This window comes from Halogeometricum sp. S3BR5-2, from assembly GCF_031624635.1.
GTDB classification, from domain to species: domain Archaea; phylum Halobacteriota; class Halobacteria; order Halobacteriales; family Haloferacaceae; genus Halogeometricum; species Halogeometricum luteum.
The window spans coordinates 760341-777100 of record NZ_JAMQOQ010000001.1 but is presented as its reverse complement, the minus strand read 5'-3'; the positions used below and the strand labels follow the sequence as shown (position 1 = coordinate 777100).

Below are 16760 nucleotides of genomic sequence, written 5' to 3'. Positions count from 1 at the left end.
TTGTCGAACGTCCGGTCGATAATATTCGGATCGAGTGTGTGAAGAAGAGGTTCAGGAACCCGAGTATGTAACTATCTAACATTCACGACCGTCGTACCGGAACGGGAGCGCCGACTCCGACGGTCAGTCGTCGCCGTCCTCGTCGACGATGACCACTTCGCCGTCCTCGACGGTGACGTTGATGAGCGTCTTGACGTGGTGGTCGGTGTCGTCGAGTTCGTTCGGGCCGGCCTTCTTGATGACGGCGACGGTGTCGACGACGTCCGCGCCCGTCGACTTCAGGGCGTCGAGCACGGCGCACATCGTTCCGCCCGTCGAGAGCACGTCGTCGAGAACGAGGACGCGGTCGCCCGCCGACACGTCGTTGATGTACATGTCGTTCTCCGAGTACCCCGTCTGCTGGCTCAGAGATACCTCGCCGTCGAGGCCGTACTGGCGCTTGCGGATGACGACGAGGGGGATGTCGGTCATCAGCGAGACGGCGGTCGAGATGTGGATGCCCATCGCCGCCGGCGTCACTATCTTGTCGACGTCTTCGAGGTCGGCCTTCCGGATGATCCGGATGACTATCTCGCGGAGGAGGCCGGGTTCGAGCATCGGCACCCCGTCGCTGATGGGGTGGACGAAGTACTCGTAGTCCCCTTTCTCGATTATCGGCGCTTCGAGGAGCGACCGCCGCAACTGGTCCATGTCGCCGGTTCATCGGTTCGGAAATAAAAGCTGGCGGTTCGTCCCCCCGCGTACGGGCCGTCCGCACGGGTCGTGCCACCGCCTCCCGCGGTCGTTCAGACGCCGAGCAGTTCCATCGCGGCGCGGACCAACGGCTCCTCCCGTTGGTCGGGATGAACGAGAAGAACCATCCCGCGACCGCCGCAGTACACCTGTAGCAGTTTCCGGCCGTTGAGCATGCTCGACTTGTACTCGACGCGTTTCTGCGTCGGACGCAGGCCCGAGAACAGTCCGTGGCGGACGAACTCCTCGCGCATCTCCTCGGCCAACTCGGTGATGATCTCGACGAGCGACGCGCGGTCGTTACACGACTCCGAGAGCGCGTCGCTCACGTGGAACAGGTCGAACGACGTCGCGCCGTAGACGGCGACGAGGTCCAGCGGTTCGTCGGCCGCCTCACGCAGCGTCCCCATCGCCACGTCGCGGTTCGGACCCGGCCAGTTCGCACTCTTCATCTGAGCTGGGTTGTGTATCATACCGCTTCTCCTCCGTTCCGACGCGGGAGTCTCCCATCCCCCGAGTCCACGCCTGGAACATTCATGTATTTCTAGATACTCTCCCTCGAATATAAATCTTTGTGAGAATTACATCTGTGAGGGAAACAGCTCCCGAGCGTAACGTCGGTTCGACGCCGTCGGACGTGACGACGGTCGGTTTCGGCACAGTTGCCCGAGTTAGGCGTCGCCGTCCGCACCGGACAGCCCCGCCTCCTCGTCCTCGTCCAAGAACCCCTGATAGGGACAGATAAACTCGTCGCGGATCAGCTGTTCGTCGGCGATTTTGAGCCCCATCGAGTCCAGTTCCTTACTGATGCGGTTGAGGTCGTCGTGGTTCCGTCCGATGGCGTTCACGTAGACGTTGCGTTCCCCGGTCATGATTTCGCGGACGGCCGTCACGCCGCGGATGTCCCTCGCCCTGTTCGCGAGTGCGTCCCGGTCAGGAACCGGCGCCGTGCAGATGATTTTGGTGTACAGCGGGTAGCCGGCGAGGTCGTAGTCGATGTCGACGTGATAGCCGCGGATGATTCCGCTGTCCTCCAGTTTGTTGAGCCGCGTTCGGACGGTGCTCGACGACAGGCCGAGTTTCTCCGCGATATCCGTGGACGACGTCGCCCTCGCGTCCTGTTGGAGGTAGTACAAGATGTGCCGGTCGACGGAGTCCAGTTCGCCGTCTTTCATCGATGATGGATGTTCGCGCGCTCGAACGGTATAATCTTGTTCCGTCGGCCGCCCGCGAAACGCGAGCGTTCTCCCGGCGTATTATGACGGGTCCCGATATTTATGACATACTAATCGTTGACTCGTCAAAATAACCCGCTAATTTATTGCTCTCCGTCGACGATGGACGAACGAGATTGCTCCGACGAACGCACAACCGATCCTCATGACCAGATCAGACACCACCCAGCCGTCCAACGGCGCGGAAGAGACCGCACAGCCCACACACTACGTTCTCGGCGGCGCCCACGTCGGCACCGCCATCGCCGAGCGGTTGCGGGACCGCGGCCACCGAGTCGCCGTCATCGACGAGTCCTACGAGTCTCAGGACGTCCCCGGCGTGACCGGAGACCCGACGGCTGTCGACGTCCTCTCGGAGTCCGGAGTGACGAGCGACTCGACGGTCATCGTCGCGACGCGGTCGGACCGCCGGAACCTGCTCATCGCACAACTCGTCCGGGCCCGGTTCGACGGGCCGCGGGTCATCGTGTTCGTGCACGACCCCGAGCGGCGCTCGCTCTTCACGGACGCGGGACACGAGTCGTTCTGCGTGACGACGACGCTGTCCGACGCCGTGGGTGAGGTAGTGTGAAGGAACTGGAACGCGACCTCGGGCTTCCGTCCGTCCTCGCCATCAGCATCGGGGCGATGATCGGCAGCGGCATCTTCATCCTCCCGGCTCTCGCGCTCGAAATCGCGGGGCCGATGGTGATACTCGCGTACGCGCTCGCGGGCCTGCTCGTCGTGCCGGCCGCCCTCTCGAAGTCCGAGATGGCGACCGCGATGCCCGAGGCCGGCGGGACGTACATCTACATCGAGCGGGGGATGGGTCCGCTGCTCGGCACCATCGCCGGCGTCGGAACGTGGTTCTCCCTGTCGTTCAAGGGCGCCCTCGCGCTGGTCGGCGGCGTCCCGTACCTCCTCCTGCTGTTCGACCTGCCGCTGAAACCGGTCGCGCTGGGGCTGGCGGCGGTGCTGATACTCATCAACGTGGTCGGCGCGAAGCAGACCGGGCGGCTCCAGGTCGCCATCGTCGTCGTCATGCTCGCCGCCCTCGGCTGGTTCGCCGCCGGGAGCGCCCCCGGCGTCCAGTCGGCCAACTACGCCAACTTCTTCGGCGCCGGCGTCGGCGGCCTCCTCGCCGCGACCGGTCTGGTGTTCGTCTCGTACGCCGGCGTCACCAAGGTCGCGAGCGTCGCCGAGGAGGTCGAGGACCCGGGTCGGAACATCCCTATCGGGATACTCGGGTCGCTCGCGTTCACGACGGTCCTGTACGTGGGCATCGTTGCGGTGCTCGTCGGCGTGACGACGCCGGGAAGCGTCGCCGGGTCGCTGACGCCGGTCGCGGTCGCCGCGGAGGCGACGCTCGGTCAGGCCGGCGTCGTCGCGGTCATCCTCGCCGCCATCCTCGCGCTCATCTCGACGGCGAACGCCGGCATCCTCTCCTCGTCGCGGTACCCGTTCGCCATGAGCCGGGACAAACTCGCCCCGCCCTCGCTCTCGACGGTGAGCGACCGGTTCGGAACCCCCGTGACCTCCATCACGCTCACCGGTGCGGTGCTGTTGGTGCTCATCGCGTTCGTCCCCATCCTCGACATCGCGAAACTCGCCAGCGCCTTCCAGATACTCGTGTTCGGGCTCATCAACCTCGCCGTCGTCGCCTTCCGCGAGGGCAGCGCCGAGTACGAGCCCGAGTTCACGTCGCCGCTGTACCCGTGGATGCAGGTGTTCGGCGCCGTCACCGGGGCGCTCCTCTTGACCCAGATGGGGACGGTCGCCCTCGTCGGGGCGGCCGTCATCACGGTCGGGAGCGTCGGCTGGTACCTCTTCTACGTCCGGCCGCGGGTGAGCCGCGAGGGAGCCGCGACGGACGCGGTCCGCCGGCGCGTCGGCAGAGACGTGCTCGCGGAGACCGAGACGGGCATCGAGGACCCCTCCCGTGAAGTGCTCGTCGCGCTCACGAAGAACCTCGACGAGGGCCGCGAGCGCTCGCTGGTCGCCATCGCCGCGGACCTGGTCCGACCCGACGACGGCCGCGTGGTCGTCGTCCGCTTCGAGGAGGTCCCCGACCAGGCCCCGCTCACCGACGACGTGACGGTGCAGTCGTCCGACGATATCTCCTTCGAGACGCGGATGGAGGGGCTCTCGGCGGAACTGGGCGTCGACGTCGAGGCCGACGAGATAGTGAGCCACGATACGAAGCACGCCGTCGTCAACTTCGCGGAGAACCGAGGAGTGGACACGGTCGTAGCCGAGCACGAACCGCTCCGGCTCCGGTCCCGGCTGTTCGGCGACCCCATCGACTGGGTCGTCCGCCACGCCCCCTGCGACGTGCTCCTAGTGGACAACCTCGGGTACGACGCGCCGGAGCGCATCGCCCTCTCCGGAGACGGGGGGCCGTACCTCCCGCTGGCGGTGAACGTCACGGAGGCCCTCGCCGCGGCGAACGGCAGCGGCGTCTCGCTGTGGTATCCCGCCGACCGGAAGGACTCCCACCAGTACGAACGCACCATCGAGGACTACCAATCCGAACTCTCACAGATGCTCTCGGCTCCGGTCCGCACGGAGTCCATTCGGGCCGACGGCGGCCGCCCGTCGGCGCCGGACTTGGTGGTGCGCCGGGGGACCGACGAGCGACTCCGGAACGCGTTGCTCGACGAGCGTCCGGTCATCCCGACCCCCGGATGCACCACGATCACCGTCTATCCGCGCCGGTCGGGTCGGCCCCGGTTCGCGCGCCGGCTCCTCGAACGCCTCACGTTCTGAGCATGCTCGCGACACCGATTCCGCGACTCGCCGTCGCTCGGCGAATCGAACGACGACCGCGGTCCGACACGCAGCCTCGCAACCGTCCTCACAGCCGCTCTTCCGGACGAACCCGCGACAAGGGGCCCGGGGAAAAGAAACCCTTAACGGCCTCGGTCGAACAACTCAGAGTAGATGTTGGTTTCAAGGACTATCGATCTCGTTCCCGTTCGAACCAGAACTTCTCGCCGATGAGGTGGTTTCGTTGACCAGCTCGCGAGTACTCGTTCCGGTCTCGGAGTCGGGGACGCTCCGGAGTACGGTCGAGTTCGCCGTCCGGCGAGCGATCGAACGCGCCGAAGAAACCGGTTCGCAGTCGTCGGTCCACTTCGTCTACCCGCTCTCCGAACGGATCACGGTCGGCTCGGAGACCGAGGAGACGCAGACCGGCCAGTCGCTCCTCGAACGGGTGAGCGTCTGGGCCGAGGAGGACCGCGGCGACAACGACGAGGCCGTGACCTTCGAGACGGCGACCATCGGCACCCGCCAGTACCTGTTCAGCCCCGGCGACTACGCGGACGTGCTCGTGCAGTACGCCCGGCGCAACGACCTCGACACCGTCGTGTTCGACCCCGGGTTCAACCCCCTCGGGACGGCGCCGCTGCTCCCGCCGATGGAGAACGAGGTCCGCCGGAGCGGAATCGAGGTGGAGGAGGCGCCGGTCCAACGGGAGCGGCGCAACCCGCTCTTGGTACAGCGCGCGACGCTCGCGCAGTTTCTCAGCCTGTTCGCCGTCTCCTACGGCTTCTACCTCCTGCTCGCCGGGTCGTTCGCCGTGTTCGAACTCGTCACGGGTGCGATCAGCGCGGCCATCGTCTCCGTGGCGCTGTGGGGTATCTCGCTCACCACGCCGCTGAAACCGGTCCGGACGGCGAAACAGATCGGCCGGTTCGCCCTCTACGTGCCGTACCTGCTGTGGGAGATCGTGAAGGCGAACGTGTCCATCGCGTACGTCGTGCTCCATCCCGACCTGCCGATCGACCCCGAGGTGGTCGAGTTCGACGCGGCCGTCTGGTCCGCACTGCCGGTCACGACGCTCGCCAACAGCATCACGCTCACCCCCGGGACGCTGACGGTCGACGTCTCGCGGCAGCACTTCACGGTGCACACGCTCACCGGCGACTCGCGCGACGACCTGTTCTCCGGCGCTCTCGAGCGGGCGGTCCGATTCGTCTTCTACGGGCGGGCGGCCGCGCGCATCCAGACGCCCCTCGAACGTCGACAAGCGGAGGACGAAGAGCGATGACGTTCGTCGAGAACGTGCTGTTGACCGCCGCCGCCGTGTTCGTCCTCACCTCGTTGGTCGGCGTCTTCCGGATCGTCCGGGGACCCACCATGCCCGACCGCGTCATCGCGGTCAACGTCATCGGGTCGAACGTGGTGATCGTCATCGCCCTGCTGGCTGCCGCCATCGGCGAACCGGGGGCGCTCGACATCGCCCTCGTGTACGCGCTGTTGAACTTCCTGTTGAGCATCGCCATCTCGAAGTTCACCGTCGAGCGGGGAGGGGTGCTCTGATGACGCCGCGAGAGATCGCCATCGTCGCGCTGGTCGGCGGCGGCGTCTTCTTCGCCATCGTCGCCGCCGTCGGACTCGTCCGTCTCCCCGACCTGTACACGCGCGCGCACAGCACCTCGAAGAGCGAGACGCTCGGGGCCGTCCTGACGCTCGCGGCCGTGACGATAGCGTTCGACGGCGGCATGTCGACGGTCAAGACGGCGCTGCTGTTACTGTTCATGTTCATCACGAATCCGACCGCCGCGCACGCCATCGTCCGGGCGGCGGCCGAACAGGGTATCGAACCGTGGACCGAGGACGCGGAGGGGGGTGAGCAGTGATCGAACCGATAGAGGTCGCCCTGCTCGTGTTCGTCGTGAGTTGCGCGTTCGCGACGGCGTTCCTCCGGGACGTGCTCGGAGCGATCATCGCGTTCGGCGCGTACAGCCTGGGCATCGCCATCGTCTGGGTGTACCTCCGCGCGCCCGACGTCGGACTCACGGAGGCGGCGGTCGGCGCCGGCGTGATGACGATACTGTTCCTGTTGACCATCGCGAAGACGACCCGACCGACCGACGAGCGAACCATAGAGCGCATCGACTACCGCGCGGCCGCGGTCGCAATCTCTCTCGTCGCCGTCCTCTCGACGACGCTGGTCGCGCTCCCGCCGGTGGGGGCCGCCGACACGGCGGTCGTGACCGACGACGTGACGAGGTACTACCTGGCGAACGCGTACGAGGTGACCGAGGTGCAGAACGCCGTGACGGCCGTGCTCGCGGCGTACCGAGGCTTCGACACGATGGGGGAGGCCGCCGTCGTCTACGCGGCGGGGGTCAGCCTCCTCGTCGTCCTGAAAAAGGAGGTGTTCGAATGAGCACAGACACCGAGACGTCCGAGACCGAATCGACCGAGCGGCGCTCACCGTACGTCGAGAGCCCGCTCATCATGACGACCGTCCGTGTGATCATGCCGTTCGTCTTCACGCTCGGACTGTTCGTGATGTTCCACGGGGCGGACTCCTCCGGCGGCGGTTTCCAAGGCGGCGTCATCGTGGGGACCGTCGTCCTCATGCTCGGCATCGCCTTCGGCATCGAGGCGACCCGCGACTGGATCGGACCGAAACTTCCCATCGCGATGATCTGTCTCGGCGTCCTCGCGTTCCTGCTGACCGGGATGGGCTCGGTACTGCTCGGCGGCGGGTTCCTCGAGTACAGCGCGTACGGCTTCTACCACGCCACGAAGTACGGTATCGAGTTCGTCGAGTTGGCCATCGGTCTCGTCGTCTCGGGGATCGTAACCGGCCTCTTTTTCGTCATCGCCTCCGGACTACGGAACAACTGGAGTGATACACAGTGATCGACTTTCTGGTCTCTCGGATCTACTACCTCGTGTCGTTCCTCCTGCTGGGTTTCGGCGCCTACATGATGATCGGAAACGCGAACCTGGTGAAGAAGGTGATCGGGATGAACGTCTTCCAGACGGGCATCTTCCTGTTCTTCATCGTGACCGCGTTCGTCGACGGGGCGAGTCCGCCGCTCCTGACGGCCCCGGAGCCGTACGTCAGTCCGCTGCCGCACGTGCTCATACTGACCGCCATCGTCGTCGGCGTCAGCCTCACCGCCGTCGCCCTCGGACTCATCGTCCGCATCTACGAGGAGTACGGCACCCTGAACGAGGACGCCATTCGGAGAGTGACCTCCGATGAATGACCTCCCGCCGTTCCTCGTCGCCGTCCCGCTCCTCGGCTCGGTCCTGGCGCTGCTCGCGGGACTCGTCCGCTCCCGGAGCGGGTGGCCCGTCGCCGTCTGTACGGCGCTCGTCCAGACCGGAATGGCCGCCGTCCTCGCGAGCCGCGCGTTCAGCGGGCAGCCGGTTCGGTACGTCGTCGGCGGGTTCTCCGCGCCGTTCGGCATCGAACTCGTCATCGACGGCCTCTCCGCGACGATGGCCGTGCTCGTGGCCGTCGTCGCCCTCGGCGTCCTCGGGTACGCGCGGGTCGCGGGGCCGCGGTCGAACGCGTTCTACGCGACGTACCTGCTGCTCGTCGCCGGGCTGTCGGGGATGAGCATCACCGGCGACGTGTTCAACATGTACGTCTTCTTGGAGATAACGGGGCTGGCCGCGTACGCGCTGGTCGCCAGCGGGGAGGGCGGGCGCTCGGCCCGCGCCGCGCTCAAGTACCTCCTCGTCGGGACGGTCGGCGCGTCGCTGTTCCTGCTCGGAATCGGGTTCGCGTACGTCGCCACGGGCACGCTCAACATGGCCGACCTCTCGGCGCAACTCGCGGCGGTGGGCTACGAGTCGCCGCTGGTCCGGGCGGCCTTCGGCCTCCTCGTCGTCGGTCTGTTCGTCAAGATAGCGGTGTTCCCGATACACACCTGGCAGCCGGCCGCCTACGCCGGCGCGCCGGACTCCGTGAGCGCCCTCATCTCGGCGCTCGTCTCGACCATCGCGGCGTACGCGCTGATTCGAATCGTCTTCACGGTCTTCACCGTGGAGTTCCTGGCCGCGAACCCGTTCGCGCAGACCGTCCTCGTCGCCGCCGCCGTCGTGAGCATCGTCGCCGGGAGCGTCCTCGCGGTCACGCAGCGGGAGATAAAGCGCATGCTCGCCTACTCGTCGGTCTCGCAGTTCGGGCTCATCGTCGGCGCCGTCGCGGTGGCCAACGGGACCGCGCTGACGGGAGCGATGATCCACCTCGTCGGCCACGCGGTGATGAAAGGCGGGCTGTTCCTGACGAGCGGACTCATCGCCGACGAAACCGACGCTCGGACGGTCGACGACTACCGGGGGCTCGCCGAACGCTTCCCGGTCGGGTCGACCGCGTTCGGTGTCCTCGCGCTCGCCATGGTCGGCGTGCCGCCGGCGGTCGGGTTCGTCGGCAAGTGGTACATCGCCCTGGGCGCCGTCGAGGCGCAGGCCTGGCCGCTCGTCGTAGTCCTCCTCCTGAGCACGCTGCTGACGCTGGCGTACTTCGCGCGCGTGATAGAGCGGATATTCTTCCGCGAGTCGCCCGACGTCGACGCGGGCGCCGAGACGGCGCCCGACGAGACGCTGTTCACCGACGGCGAAGGGGAGAGAGAGGCGGACGACGCCGGACGCCCCCCCGTCTCGACCGGAATGCGAGCAACGGTGGTGCTTGCCGCCGTCCTCGCCGTCGTCCTCGGCGTCGCCGCGTTCGAGTACGGACAGCTCCTTGAACCAACCATCGCGCGTCTCCTCGCATGACAGAAGTCGCCTCACTCAGACCGATCGTCGCAGTGCTCGTCTCGGCCATCGCCATCGTCCCGATTCTCGCCTCGGCGGGGCGACCGAACCTCCGGGAAGGTTGGACCTTCCTCGCCGCCGTGACGAAACTCGGCGTCGTCGCGAGCATGGTCCCGGGCATCCTCGCCGGGACGGTGTACGTGACGAACCTCGGGACCTTCCTGCCCGGGGTGCAGTTCGCGCTCAGAGCCGACCCGCTCGGCATCCTGTTCGGCCTCCTGGCGAGTATGCTGTGGCTCGTGACGAGTTTCTACAGCGTCGGCTACATGCGCGGGCTGTCCGAGCACAACCAGACCCGCTACTTCGCGGCGTTCGCGGGCAGCATCTCGGCGGCCATCGGAATCGCCTTCTCGGCGAACCTCATCGTGCTGTTCGTCTTCTACGAACTGCTCACGGTGGCGACCTACCCGCTCGTCGCGCACGACGAGACGGCGGAGGCCCGCGCCGCCGGGCGAAAGTACCTCGCGTACACGTTCGGCGGCGGGGTCGCCGTCCTCGCCGGGACGGTGCTCGTGTTCTGGACGACGGGGACGACGGCGTTCACCCCCGGCGGTATCGCCGGGTTGAGCGGCGCCGACCCCACGTTCGCGCGGGCCGCGTTCGCGCTGTTGGCCGCCGGCTTCGGGGTGAAGGCCGCGCTCATGCCGCTTCACTCGTGGCTCCCCGACGCGATGGTCGCGCCGACGCCCGTCTCGGGACTCCTGCACGCGGTCGCCGTCGTCAAGTCCGGCGTGTTCGGCATCGCCCGCCTCGTGCTCGACGTGTACGGTCCCGGACTGCTCTCCGACCTCGGTCTCGGCGTGCTGTTGGCCTCCGTGGCGGCGATAACCCTGGTCGTCTCCAGCATCATCGCGCTCCGGCAGGACAACCTCAAGCGGCGGCTGGCGTTCTCGACGGTGAGTCAGCTATCCTACATCGTTCTCGGGTTGGCCGTCCTCAACCCGCTGTCGCTCGTCGGCGGCCTCCTGCACATCCCCGCGCACGCGTTCATGAAGCTCACCCTGTTCCTCTGTGCGGGCGCGATTCACGTCGAGACGCACACCGACGACATCAGCAACATGGCCGGCATCGGAAAGCGGATGCCGCTGACGATGACCGCCTTCGGCGTGGCGGCGCTCGGGATGGCCGGGATTCCCCTCGTCGCGGGGTTCGTCAGCAAGTACTTCCTGCTCATCGGGACGATTCAGGCGGGCGATATCGTGTTCACGGCCGCGCTGCTCGTCTCGGGCGTGCTCAACATCGCGTACTTCTGGCCGGTGGTCTACGCCGCTTTCTTCGAGGCGCCGGCCGACAGCGACGAGAAACCCGTCATCGAGCACGTGCTCGGCGGCCGGTTCGGCGCGTCGAAATCCGGCTCGGACCCCGACGCGGCCACCGACGGCGGGAACGCCCCCGTTGACGACGAGGAGGCGACCGACGGCGGCGACGCCTCCGCGGCCGCTGACGGCGAGAGCGACGACCACGGCTACGCGTCCGACCACGAGGGACAGGGGATGACGGACCGAGCCGAGGCCGCCGCGCACATCCGCACCGAACACGGCCCCGACGCCAGCCCCGCGTGGGAGCACCGCCGCTGGAACGGCGACGAGTCCACGTGGTTCATGCTGGGTCCGATTCTGTTCGCGATGACGGGGTCGATACTCCTCGGTATCGTCCCCGACGCCGCCGTCTTCCTGCGAATCGTGAGACTGATCGTCGAGGGCGTGACGGGGGTGGCGGTCTGATGGTCGACTCTCTCCTCCCCCTCGTCCCGCCGTTCGTGCCCGTGCTGCTGGCGGCGGTGCTGCTTCCGCTCGTCGGCCGGCGCGCGGGTCACGTCCTCGGCATCCTCGCGACGGCCGTCGTCGTGCCGTACGTCTGGCTGACCCCCGAGGGCCAGCACCTCCCGGTACAGCTGTTCGGCTTCGACGCGGTGCTGTACAACGTCGACCCCTTCTCGACGCTCATGGGGCTGATATTCGGCTTCATCGGCGCAGTCGGCGTCCTCTACTCGTGGTACTCCGAGGCGTCGGCGCTCCAGACCGCGTTCGCCCTCTCGTACGTCGGGACGAGCCTCGGCGCCGTCTTCGGCGGCGACTGGCTGTCGCTCATCTTCTTCTGGGAGCTGATGGCCGTCACCAGCACGCTCCTCGTCTGGCACCACGGCGGCCGGGCGGTGCGCGCCGGCTACCGGTACGCCCTCCTGCACGGTGTCGGCGGCACGCTCCTGTTGGGCGCGGTCGCGTGGCACTACGTCGAGGTCGGTTCCTTTCTGTTCACCGCCACGGCCGGCGGGATGGCGGGCCCCGTCGCGCCTCTGCTCGCGGCCCTCGGCATCGGCGTCAACGTCGGGTTCGTCGGCCTCCACGCGTGGCTGCCCGACACCTACCCGCGGCCGCACGTGGCCGCGAGCGTCTTCCTCTGCGTGTTCACGACCAAGACCGGCGTCTACGGGATGTACCGGGCGTTCCCGGAGGGGAACGTCGCCATCGCTTACATGGGCGGCATCATGGCGGTGTTCGGGGCGACCTACGCGCTGTTCCAGAACGACATGCGGCGGCTGCTCTCCTATCACATCCAGTCGCAGGTCGGCTACATGGTCGCCGGCGTCGGCATCGGGACGACGCTCGCGCAGTCCGGCGCGATGGCCCACGTGTTCAACCACATCCTCTACAAGGGGCTCCTGTTCATGACCGCCGGCGTCGTCATCTACCGGACCGACAGGGAGAGCCTGAAGAAACTCGGCGGTCTCGGCCGCGAGATGCCGATAACCGCCGTCGCCTTCACCGTCGCCGCCCTCTCCATCGCCGGCTTCCCGCTGTTCAACGGCTTCGTCAGCAAGGGTATCATCATCTCGGCCAGCCACTACGACTTCCCGGCCGGACCGTTCGCGGTCGGCGACTTCCACACCTTAGAGCTCCTGTTGCTCGTCGGGGGCGTCGGGACGTTCCTCTCGTTCATCAAGTTCGGCTACTACGCCTTCTTCCACGGCGAGTACGAGGGCAGCGTCGACGACGCCAACCGCGGACAAACCGTCGCGATGGTCGCCGTCGCCGCGCTCTGCGTGTTCTTCGGCGTCGTCGACTCGGCGCTGTTCGCCCTGCTCCCCTACGACGTGACCACCGAGGCGGTCGTCTCCCACGAGTACGTCACCTACACCGTCGACCACGTCATCGAGGGCGTCGCGCTGGCGGTCATCGGTCTCGTCGGGTTCGTCCTCATCAAGAAGCCGCTGTCGAAGGTGGGTCGCGTTCCCGACGTCGACAGACTCTACAACCCAGCGGCGCTGTACGGAACGCGCGCCGTCGTCGTCGGCGTCACAGAACTGTACGCCGCGGTCGACCGGGCGGCGGTGCGCCTCACGCGCTCTCTCGGCGCCGCGGTGAGAGACCCGCGTGCGGTCGTCGCGCGCTCTGCGGACCGAGACGACGACGTCTCGATGCGGGCGGACATCGGCACGAGCGTCGCGCTCGTGACGCTCGTCATCCTGAGCGTCCTCGTCGCGATGTTCGTCTGAACGCGACCCGACCGACCCGACCGGCCGGCTTCCGGGTGCGCCGTCTCGCGAAACACCGGAGCGCACCCGAACGTTCGCTTCGACTCCGAGTTTCCGGTCAGTTGTCGTCGTTGCCGTCGTCGTCGCTATCGCCGTCACCGTCTTCGCCTCTCGGCCACCGGTACACCCCGTAGAGCGCGAGTATGAGGCTGACGCTGAGCAGTTGGCCGCCGAGGGCTCCGTTCTGCCGGAAGTAGATAAGCATCAGTCCGAGACTGAAACACAGCAGGACGGCGTTCCAGATGACGACGTGGAGGACGAACAGCGTGGTGATCGACGAGTCCGACATCGCGTCCGAGTCCGTCGTCGGGATGTCGACTTTCGGCACGTCGACGTTGGGAATCCGAGCTCTCGGACCGCGGTATTCGTCGGGATAGACGTCGTCAAATACGGAGTCTCGGTCGTCACTCATCTCCCATGTGAACCTCCCGAGCGAGTCGTATAAGGCTCTCGGAGCGGCGTTCGGCGTCGATCCGGGCCGGACCCGAGTCGCGCCTCGGCGGTGGACTCGCGCGTCGGGAACCCTGTCGACCTACGCGAGCACCGCGGCCAACTCCGCCGCGACGCGCGCGCCGAGGTCGGCTTTCGACCCCGAGAACTCGGTCACCTCGTCGGCGCGGACGAGAAGCGCCCGCGTCTCTTCTTCGCCCATCACCGAGGCGTCGTTGGCGACGACGAACGCCAGTCCGGCGCGGTCGAGAATCCGCCGCGCCGCGGCCGTCATCTCGTCGTCGTCGCCCGACGTCTCGGCTTTGAACCCGACGACGGTCAGGTCGGGGTGGGCTTCGCGCACTCGGTCGATGAGTTTCGGCGTCGGTTCGAGTTCGAGCGTCCGCGGTTCGCCCGAGCGGAGTTTCTCCGCGGCGGCGTCGACGGTGTAATCCGAGATGGCGGCCGCGGAGACGAGGGCGTCGGCGTCCCCCGCCGCGTCGAGGACGGCCGCCAGCATCTCCGCGCCCGTTTCCACCCGGACCGTCTCGGCGTACGGCACGTCCTCGCCGTCCTGTACCAGCGTCACGTCTGCGCCACGGACGTAGCAGGCGCGGGCGACTTCCCGTCCGGTCTTACCGGAGGAGCGGTTCGTCAGCACGCGCACCGGGTCGACGGGTTCTGAGGTGGCGCCCGCGGTGACGACGACGTGTTTCCCGGCGAGGCTCCGTTCGGTCGTCGCGCGGGCCACGTCGGTGACGATGGCCTCCTCCGTCGCTATCTTCGCCTTCCCCTCTTCGACTCGGGGGGCCACGAACCGGACGCCCCACGACTCCACGCGGTCGATAGCGTCTAACACGCCGGGGTGGTCGTACATCGGTTCGTGCATCGCGGGGGCGACGACGACGGGGACGTCCGCGCCGAGGGCCGTCGTCGCACACGTCGTCACCGGCGTGTCGTCCACGGCGCCGGCTATCTTCCCGACGGTGTTCGCCGTCGCGGGCGCAAGGAGGAGCACGTCCGCCCACCCGTCGCGGCCGCAGAGTTCGACGTGTTCGACGCGGCCCGTTATCTCGGTCACAACCTCCTCGCCGGTGGCGAACTCGACGGCCCACGGGTGGACGATACCCCGGGCGCTCTCGGTCATCACGCCGCGGACCGACGCCCCCCGCCGCCGGAGTTCGTGGGCCAACTCGACCACCTTCACCGCGGCGATGCTGCCCGAGACGCCGAGGGCGACGTTCACGCCTTCCAACATCGTCGTGGGGTTCGAGGCGGGCGGAGTAAAGCGGTCCGGTGTTCCGCGTGGGATGTTTCTCGGTTATCGGTCGCGCCGTCGAGAAGAGTGTCGTGAACAACTCGGACGGCGGCCCCTTCCAGTCCCGCCCGCGGCGGCCGACCGGCGGCAATCGCGCGGCCGGACCCGGGAGAAGTCGCCGCGGTTGCACCGTCCTCGTGGCCCTACTCGTCCAGTCGCCCGCGTTCGTCCTCGACCAGACTCGGATGCGTCCGCTGGGGTTCCTCGTGGGGGTCGGCGAAGAACTCGGTCATCACCTCGCGGGATTCGGCCTCGCGGCGCTTCCGCTCTTCGGCGTCTATCTCCTCGCATCCCGGCGGCACCTCGCGCCCGCGGTCGGTGAAGTAACCCTCCGGGGCGACCCAGTCGTGGTAGTAGGAGACGTCGCTGTCGTGGACGACGGTCAGACCGACTTCGGCGCCGTGCCCGGCCGAGACGACCGCTTGGTGGTACTTCTCCGTCAGTCGGCCCGCGGCGTAGACGCCCTCGACGGAGGTGCGGCCCCGTTCGTCCACGTCGACGTAGCGCTTGCTCCCGGCGTCGCGGGTGGTCGCGTTCAGGCCGTCGAGGTAGTCGGCGTCCGACCACGAGGCGGCGACGACGAACCGGGTGCGAACCGTCTCGACGGTCCCGTCGGCCTCGACGCTGGCGACGAACCGCACGCCCGTCTCGCCGTCCTCCTCGACGCGTTCGACGTCCGCGACGCGTCCCTCGCGCCGCCGGACGTCGTTGCGGTCGGCCTGTTCTGCGAGTAGGTCGCCGAACAGCCGCGAGTTCACGCCGGCCGGGAAGCCGGGGAAGTTCTCCACGTGGGCGTTGCGGTTCAGGATGCTCTCGCCGTCGTTGACGACGAGGGTGTCGAGGCCGGCGCGGGCGGTGAACGTCGCGGCGGTGAGGCCGGCGACGCCGCCGCCCACCACGAGTACGTCCGTCGGGCCGTGCGCGTGTTCGCCATCGTCTCGCTCCATGGACGGGGTACCGCGCTTGTGAGGATGAGTCCGTCGGTTTCGGCGGCGCTCAGAGCCGGTAGTCCGTCTCGTTCAGGCGCCCCTCGTCCGTCGCGTCGAGGCTGACGAGGCCGCAGCGGTCGCTCGACTCTTCGGAGTCGACCGTCTCGACGCGGAGCCGCCAGCGGCGGTCCGCCAGCGGGGTCGCCTCGGTGAACGCGACGGGGCGGTCGGGCAGTCGGCGCACGAGGTCCACCGCGATGGGAAGCGTCGGGAGCCGACCGGTCCGTTCGGCGAGGGCGTAGTCGGCGAACGTCGCCTCCCACGCGTCGCCGCCGGGACAGGCGGCCACGTCGTAGCCGTCGACGAACGAGGCCTCGTCGAGTCGCGCGAGCGTTCGCTCCAGGGCCGACCCGACCGTCGGTTCAGTCCGTCCCTCGGGGGTAGCCCCTCCGAGCAGGCCGGCCGCGGCGTCGACGACGGTCCGCTGGTCGGCCGCGTCGAGTCGGACGTCGAGTTCGTTCATCGCGCTCCACAGCATCGTGAGACAGAAGTCGTCGCGGTCTTCGACCACCTCCGCCAGCGTCAGGTACGTCTCCATCGCGGCCGACTCGGCGGTCCGAAAGCCCGTCTCCGAGAGCGCCTCGAACACCGCGCCGGAGACGTCGTGACAGAGGGCGACGTAGCGCAGTCGGACGTCGGAGTCGGCGTTCGACCGAGGCGCCGGCGGGCCGGCGGCGTCGCGGACGACGAGGTGATGCCGCGGCGCCTCCGGGTCGTACCGCCGGAGCGCGGAGTGATACTCGTCGGCCACGTCGGCGGCGCGTTCGGCGTCCTCGCGGCTGTCGAAGCGCTCGCCGGCCAGCGGAACGGGTTCGCGCGCCGTGCGCGCACACACCACGGCGTACGGCCCCGTCGGCGCGGCCAGTCCGCTCACGTGCGCTCGAATGTCTCTGAGGGTCCCACCCACCATCTCGACCCGACAGTTCGCTGTCAGAGCTATCAACGTTGTGGTTCCGCCGCGCTCGTTTCCCACA

General features: G+C 67.9%; 18 protein-coding genes. 11 read left to right on the top strand and 7 right to left on the bottom strand.

Going from position 1 to position 16760, the window contains the following annotated elements:
• Positions 1-123 precede the first annotated feature (123 nt).
• The 3 genes from hpt to NDI79_RS04015 form a co-directional block, all read right to left on the bottom strand.
• Entirely contained in the window at positions 124-690 is a 567-nt protein-coding gene (gene hpt, locus NDI79_RS04025) for a hypoxanthine/guanine phosphoribosyltransferase (RefSeq protein WP_310927155.1), read from the bottom strand.
• Between the two features lie 95 nt (positions 691-785).
• Positions 786-1184: a hypothetical protein gene (locus NDI79_RS04020; protein ID WP_310927625.1), complete on the bottom strand. Its 399-nt coding sequence runs from the start codon at positions 1182-1184 to the stop codon at positions 786-788.
• A gap of 219 nt (positions 1185-1403) precedes the next feature.
• Entirely contained in the window at positions 1404-1907 is a 504-nt protein-coding gene (locus tag NDI79_RS04015) for an Lrp/AsnC family transcriptional regulator (protein ID WP_310927154.1), read from the bottom strand.
• Positions 1908-2112: 205 nt separating this feature from the next.
• Here NDI79_RS04015 and NDI79_RS04010 point away from each other — a divergent pair, with 205 nt between their 5' ends.
• The 11 genes from NDI79_RS04010 (at position 2113) to NDI79_RS03960 (ending at position 13011) form a co-directional block, all read left to right on the top strand.
• A complete protein-coding gene (locus NDI79_RS04010) occupies positions 2113-2538 on the top strand; it encodes an NAD(P)-binding protein (RefSeq protein WP_310927153.1) in 426 nt (141 codons plus the stop codon).
• Positions 2535-4712 carry an amino acid permease gene (locus NDI79_RS04005; protein WP_310927152.1) on the top strand — a complete coding sequence of 726 codons (2178 nt, stop codon included), beginning with the start codon at positions 2535-2537 and terminating at the stop codon, positions 4710-4712. The genes NDI79_RS04010 and NDI79_RS04005 overlap by 4 nt, the downstream gene beginning before the upstream one ends.
• A 244-nt stretch (positions 4713-4956) precedes the next feature.
• The gene (locus NDI79_RS04000; protein WP_425499564.1) at positions 4957-5997 is read left to right on the top strand and encodes a monovalent cation/H+ antiporter subunit E; all 1041 of its coding nucleotides are present in this window, start codon (positions 4957-4959) and stop codon (positions 5995-5997) included.
• Complete coding sequence (locus NDI79_RS03995) at positions 5994-6269, top strand: cation:proton antiporter (RefSeq protein ID WP_310927150.1); 276 nt, start codon at positions 5994-5996, stop codon at positions 6267-6269. Before NDI79_RS04000 ends, NDI79_RS03995 begins: the two co-directional genes overlap by 4 nt.
• A complete protein-coding gene (gene mnhG, locus NDI79_RS03990) occupies positions 6269-6589 on the top strand; it encodes a monovalent cation/H(+) antiporter subunit G (protein ID WP_310927149.1) in 321 nt (106 codons plus the stop codon). The genes NDI79_RS03995 and mnhG overlap by 1 nt, the downstream gene beginning before the upstream one ends.
• On the top strand, positions 6586-7122 hold the full coding sequence (locus NDI79_RS03985) for a DUF4040 domain-containing protein (protein ID WP_310927148.1): 537 nt from the start codon (positions 6586-6588) through the stop codon (positions 7120-7122). Before mnhG ends, NDI79_RS03985 begins: the two co-directional genes overlap by 4 nt.
• Positions 7119-7604, top strand: coding sequence for an MnhB domain-containing protein (locus NDI79_RS03980; RefSeq protein WP_310927147.1), 486 nt, complete (start codon positions 7119-7121; stop codon positions 7602-7604). Before NDI79_RS03985 ends, NDI79_RS03980 begins: the two co-directional genes overlap by 4 nt.
• A complete protein-coding gene (locus tag NDI79_RS03975) occupies positions 7601-7957 on the top strand; it encodes a cation:proton antiporter subunit C (protein ID WP_310927146.1) in 357 nt (118 codons plus the stop codon). Before NDI79_RS03980 ends, NDI79_RS03975 begins: the two co-directional genes overlap by 4 nt.
• Positions 7950-9476, top strand: coding sequence for a monovalent cation/H+ antiporter subunit D family protein (locus NDI79_RS03970; RefSeq protein WP_310927145.1), 1527 nt, complete (start codon positions 7950-7952; stop codon positions 9474-9476). The genes NDI79_RS03975 and NDI79_RS03970 overlap by 8 nt, the downstream gene beginning before the upstream one ends.
• A complete protein-coding gene (locus NDI79_RS03965; RefSeq protein ID WP_310927144.1) occupies positions 9473-11239 on the top strand; it encodes a cation:proton antiporter in 1767 nt (588 codons plus the stop codon). The genes NDI79_RS03970 and NDI79_RS03965 overlap by 4 nt, the downstream gene beginning before the upstream one ends.
• The gene (locus tag NDI79_RS03960; RefSeq protein WP_310927143.1) at positions 11239-13011 is read left to right on the top strand and encodes a Na(+)/H(+) antiporter subunit D; all 1773 of its coding nucleotides are present in this window, start codon (positions 11239-11241) and stop codon (positions 13009-13011) included. Before NDI79_RS03965 ends, NDI79_RS03960 begins: the two co-directional genes overlap by 1 nt.
• 97 nt (positions 13012-13108) lie before the next feature.
• On the opposite strand, the gene NDI79_RS03955 is transcribed toward NDI79_RS03960, so the two are convergent.
• The 4 genes from NDI79_RS03955 to NDI79_RS03940 all read right to left on the bottom strand — a co-directional run bounded on the left by NDI79_RS03955 (position 13109) and on the right by NDI79_RS03940 (position 16696).
• Positions 13109-13462, bottom strand: coding sequence for a DUF7322 domain-containing protein (locus tag NDI79_RS03955; RefSeq protein WP_310927142.1), 354 nt, complete (start codon positions 13460-13462; stop codon positions 13109-13111).
• Positions 13463-13582: 120 nt separating this feature from the next.
• A complete protein-coding gene (coaBC, locus tag NDI79_RS03950) occupies positions 13583-14737 on the bottom strand; it encodes a bifunctional phosphopantothenoylcysteine decarboxylase/phosphopantothenate--cysteine ligase CoaBC (RefSeq protein WP_310927141.1) in 1155 nt (384 codons plus the stop codon).
• Positions 14738-14940: 203 nt separating this feature from the next.
• Positions 14941-15744, bottom strand: a complete 804-nt coding sequence (locus tag NDI79_RS03945; protein ID WP_310927140.1) for an FAD-binding protein — start codon at positions 15742-15744, stop codon at positions 14941-14943.
• A 49-nt stretch (positions 15745-15793) separates the two neighbouring features.
• Positions 15794-16696, bottom strand: a complete 903-nt coding sequence (locus NDI79_RS03940) for a DUF7551 domain-containing protein (RefSeq protein ID WP_310927139.1) — start codon at positions 16694-16696, stop codon at positions 15794-15796.
• Positions 16697-16760 lie beyond the last annotated feature (64 nt).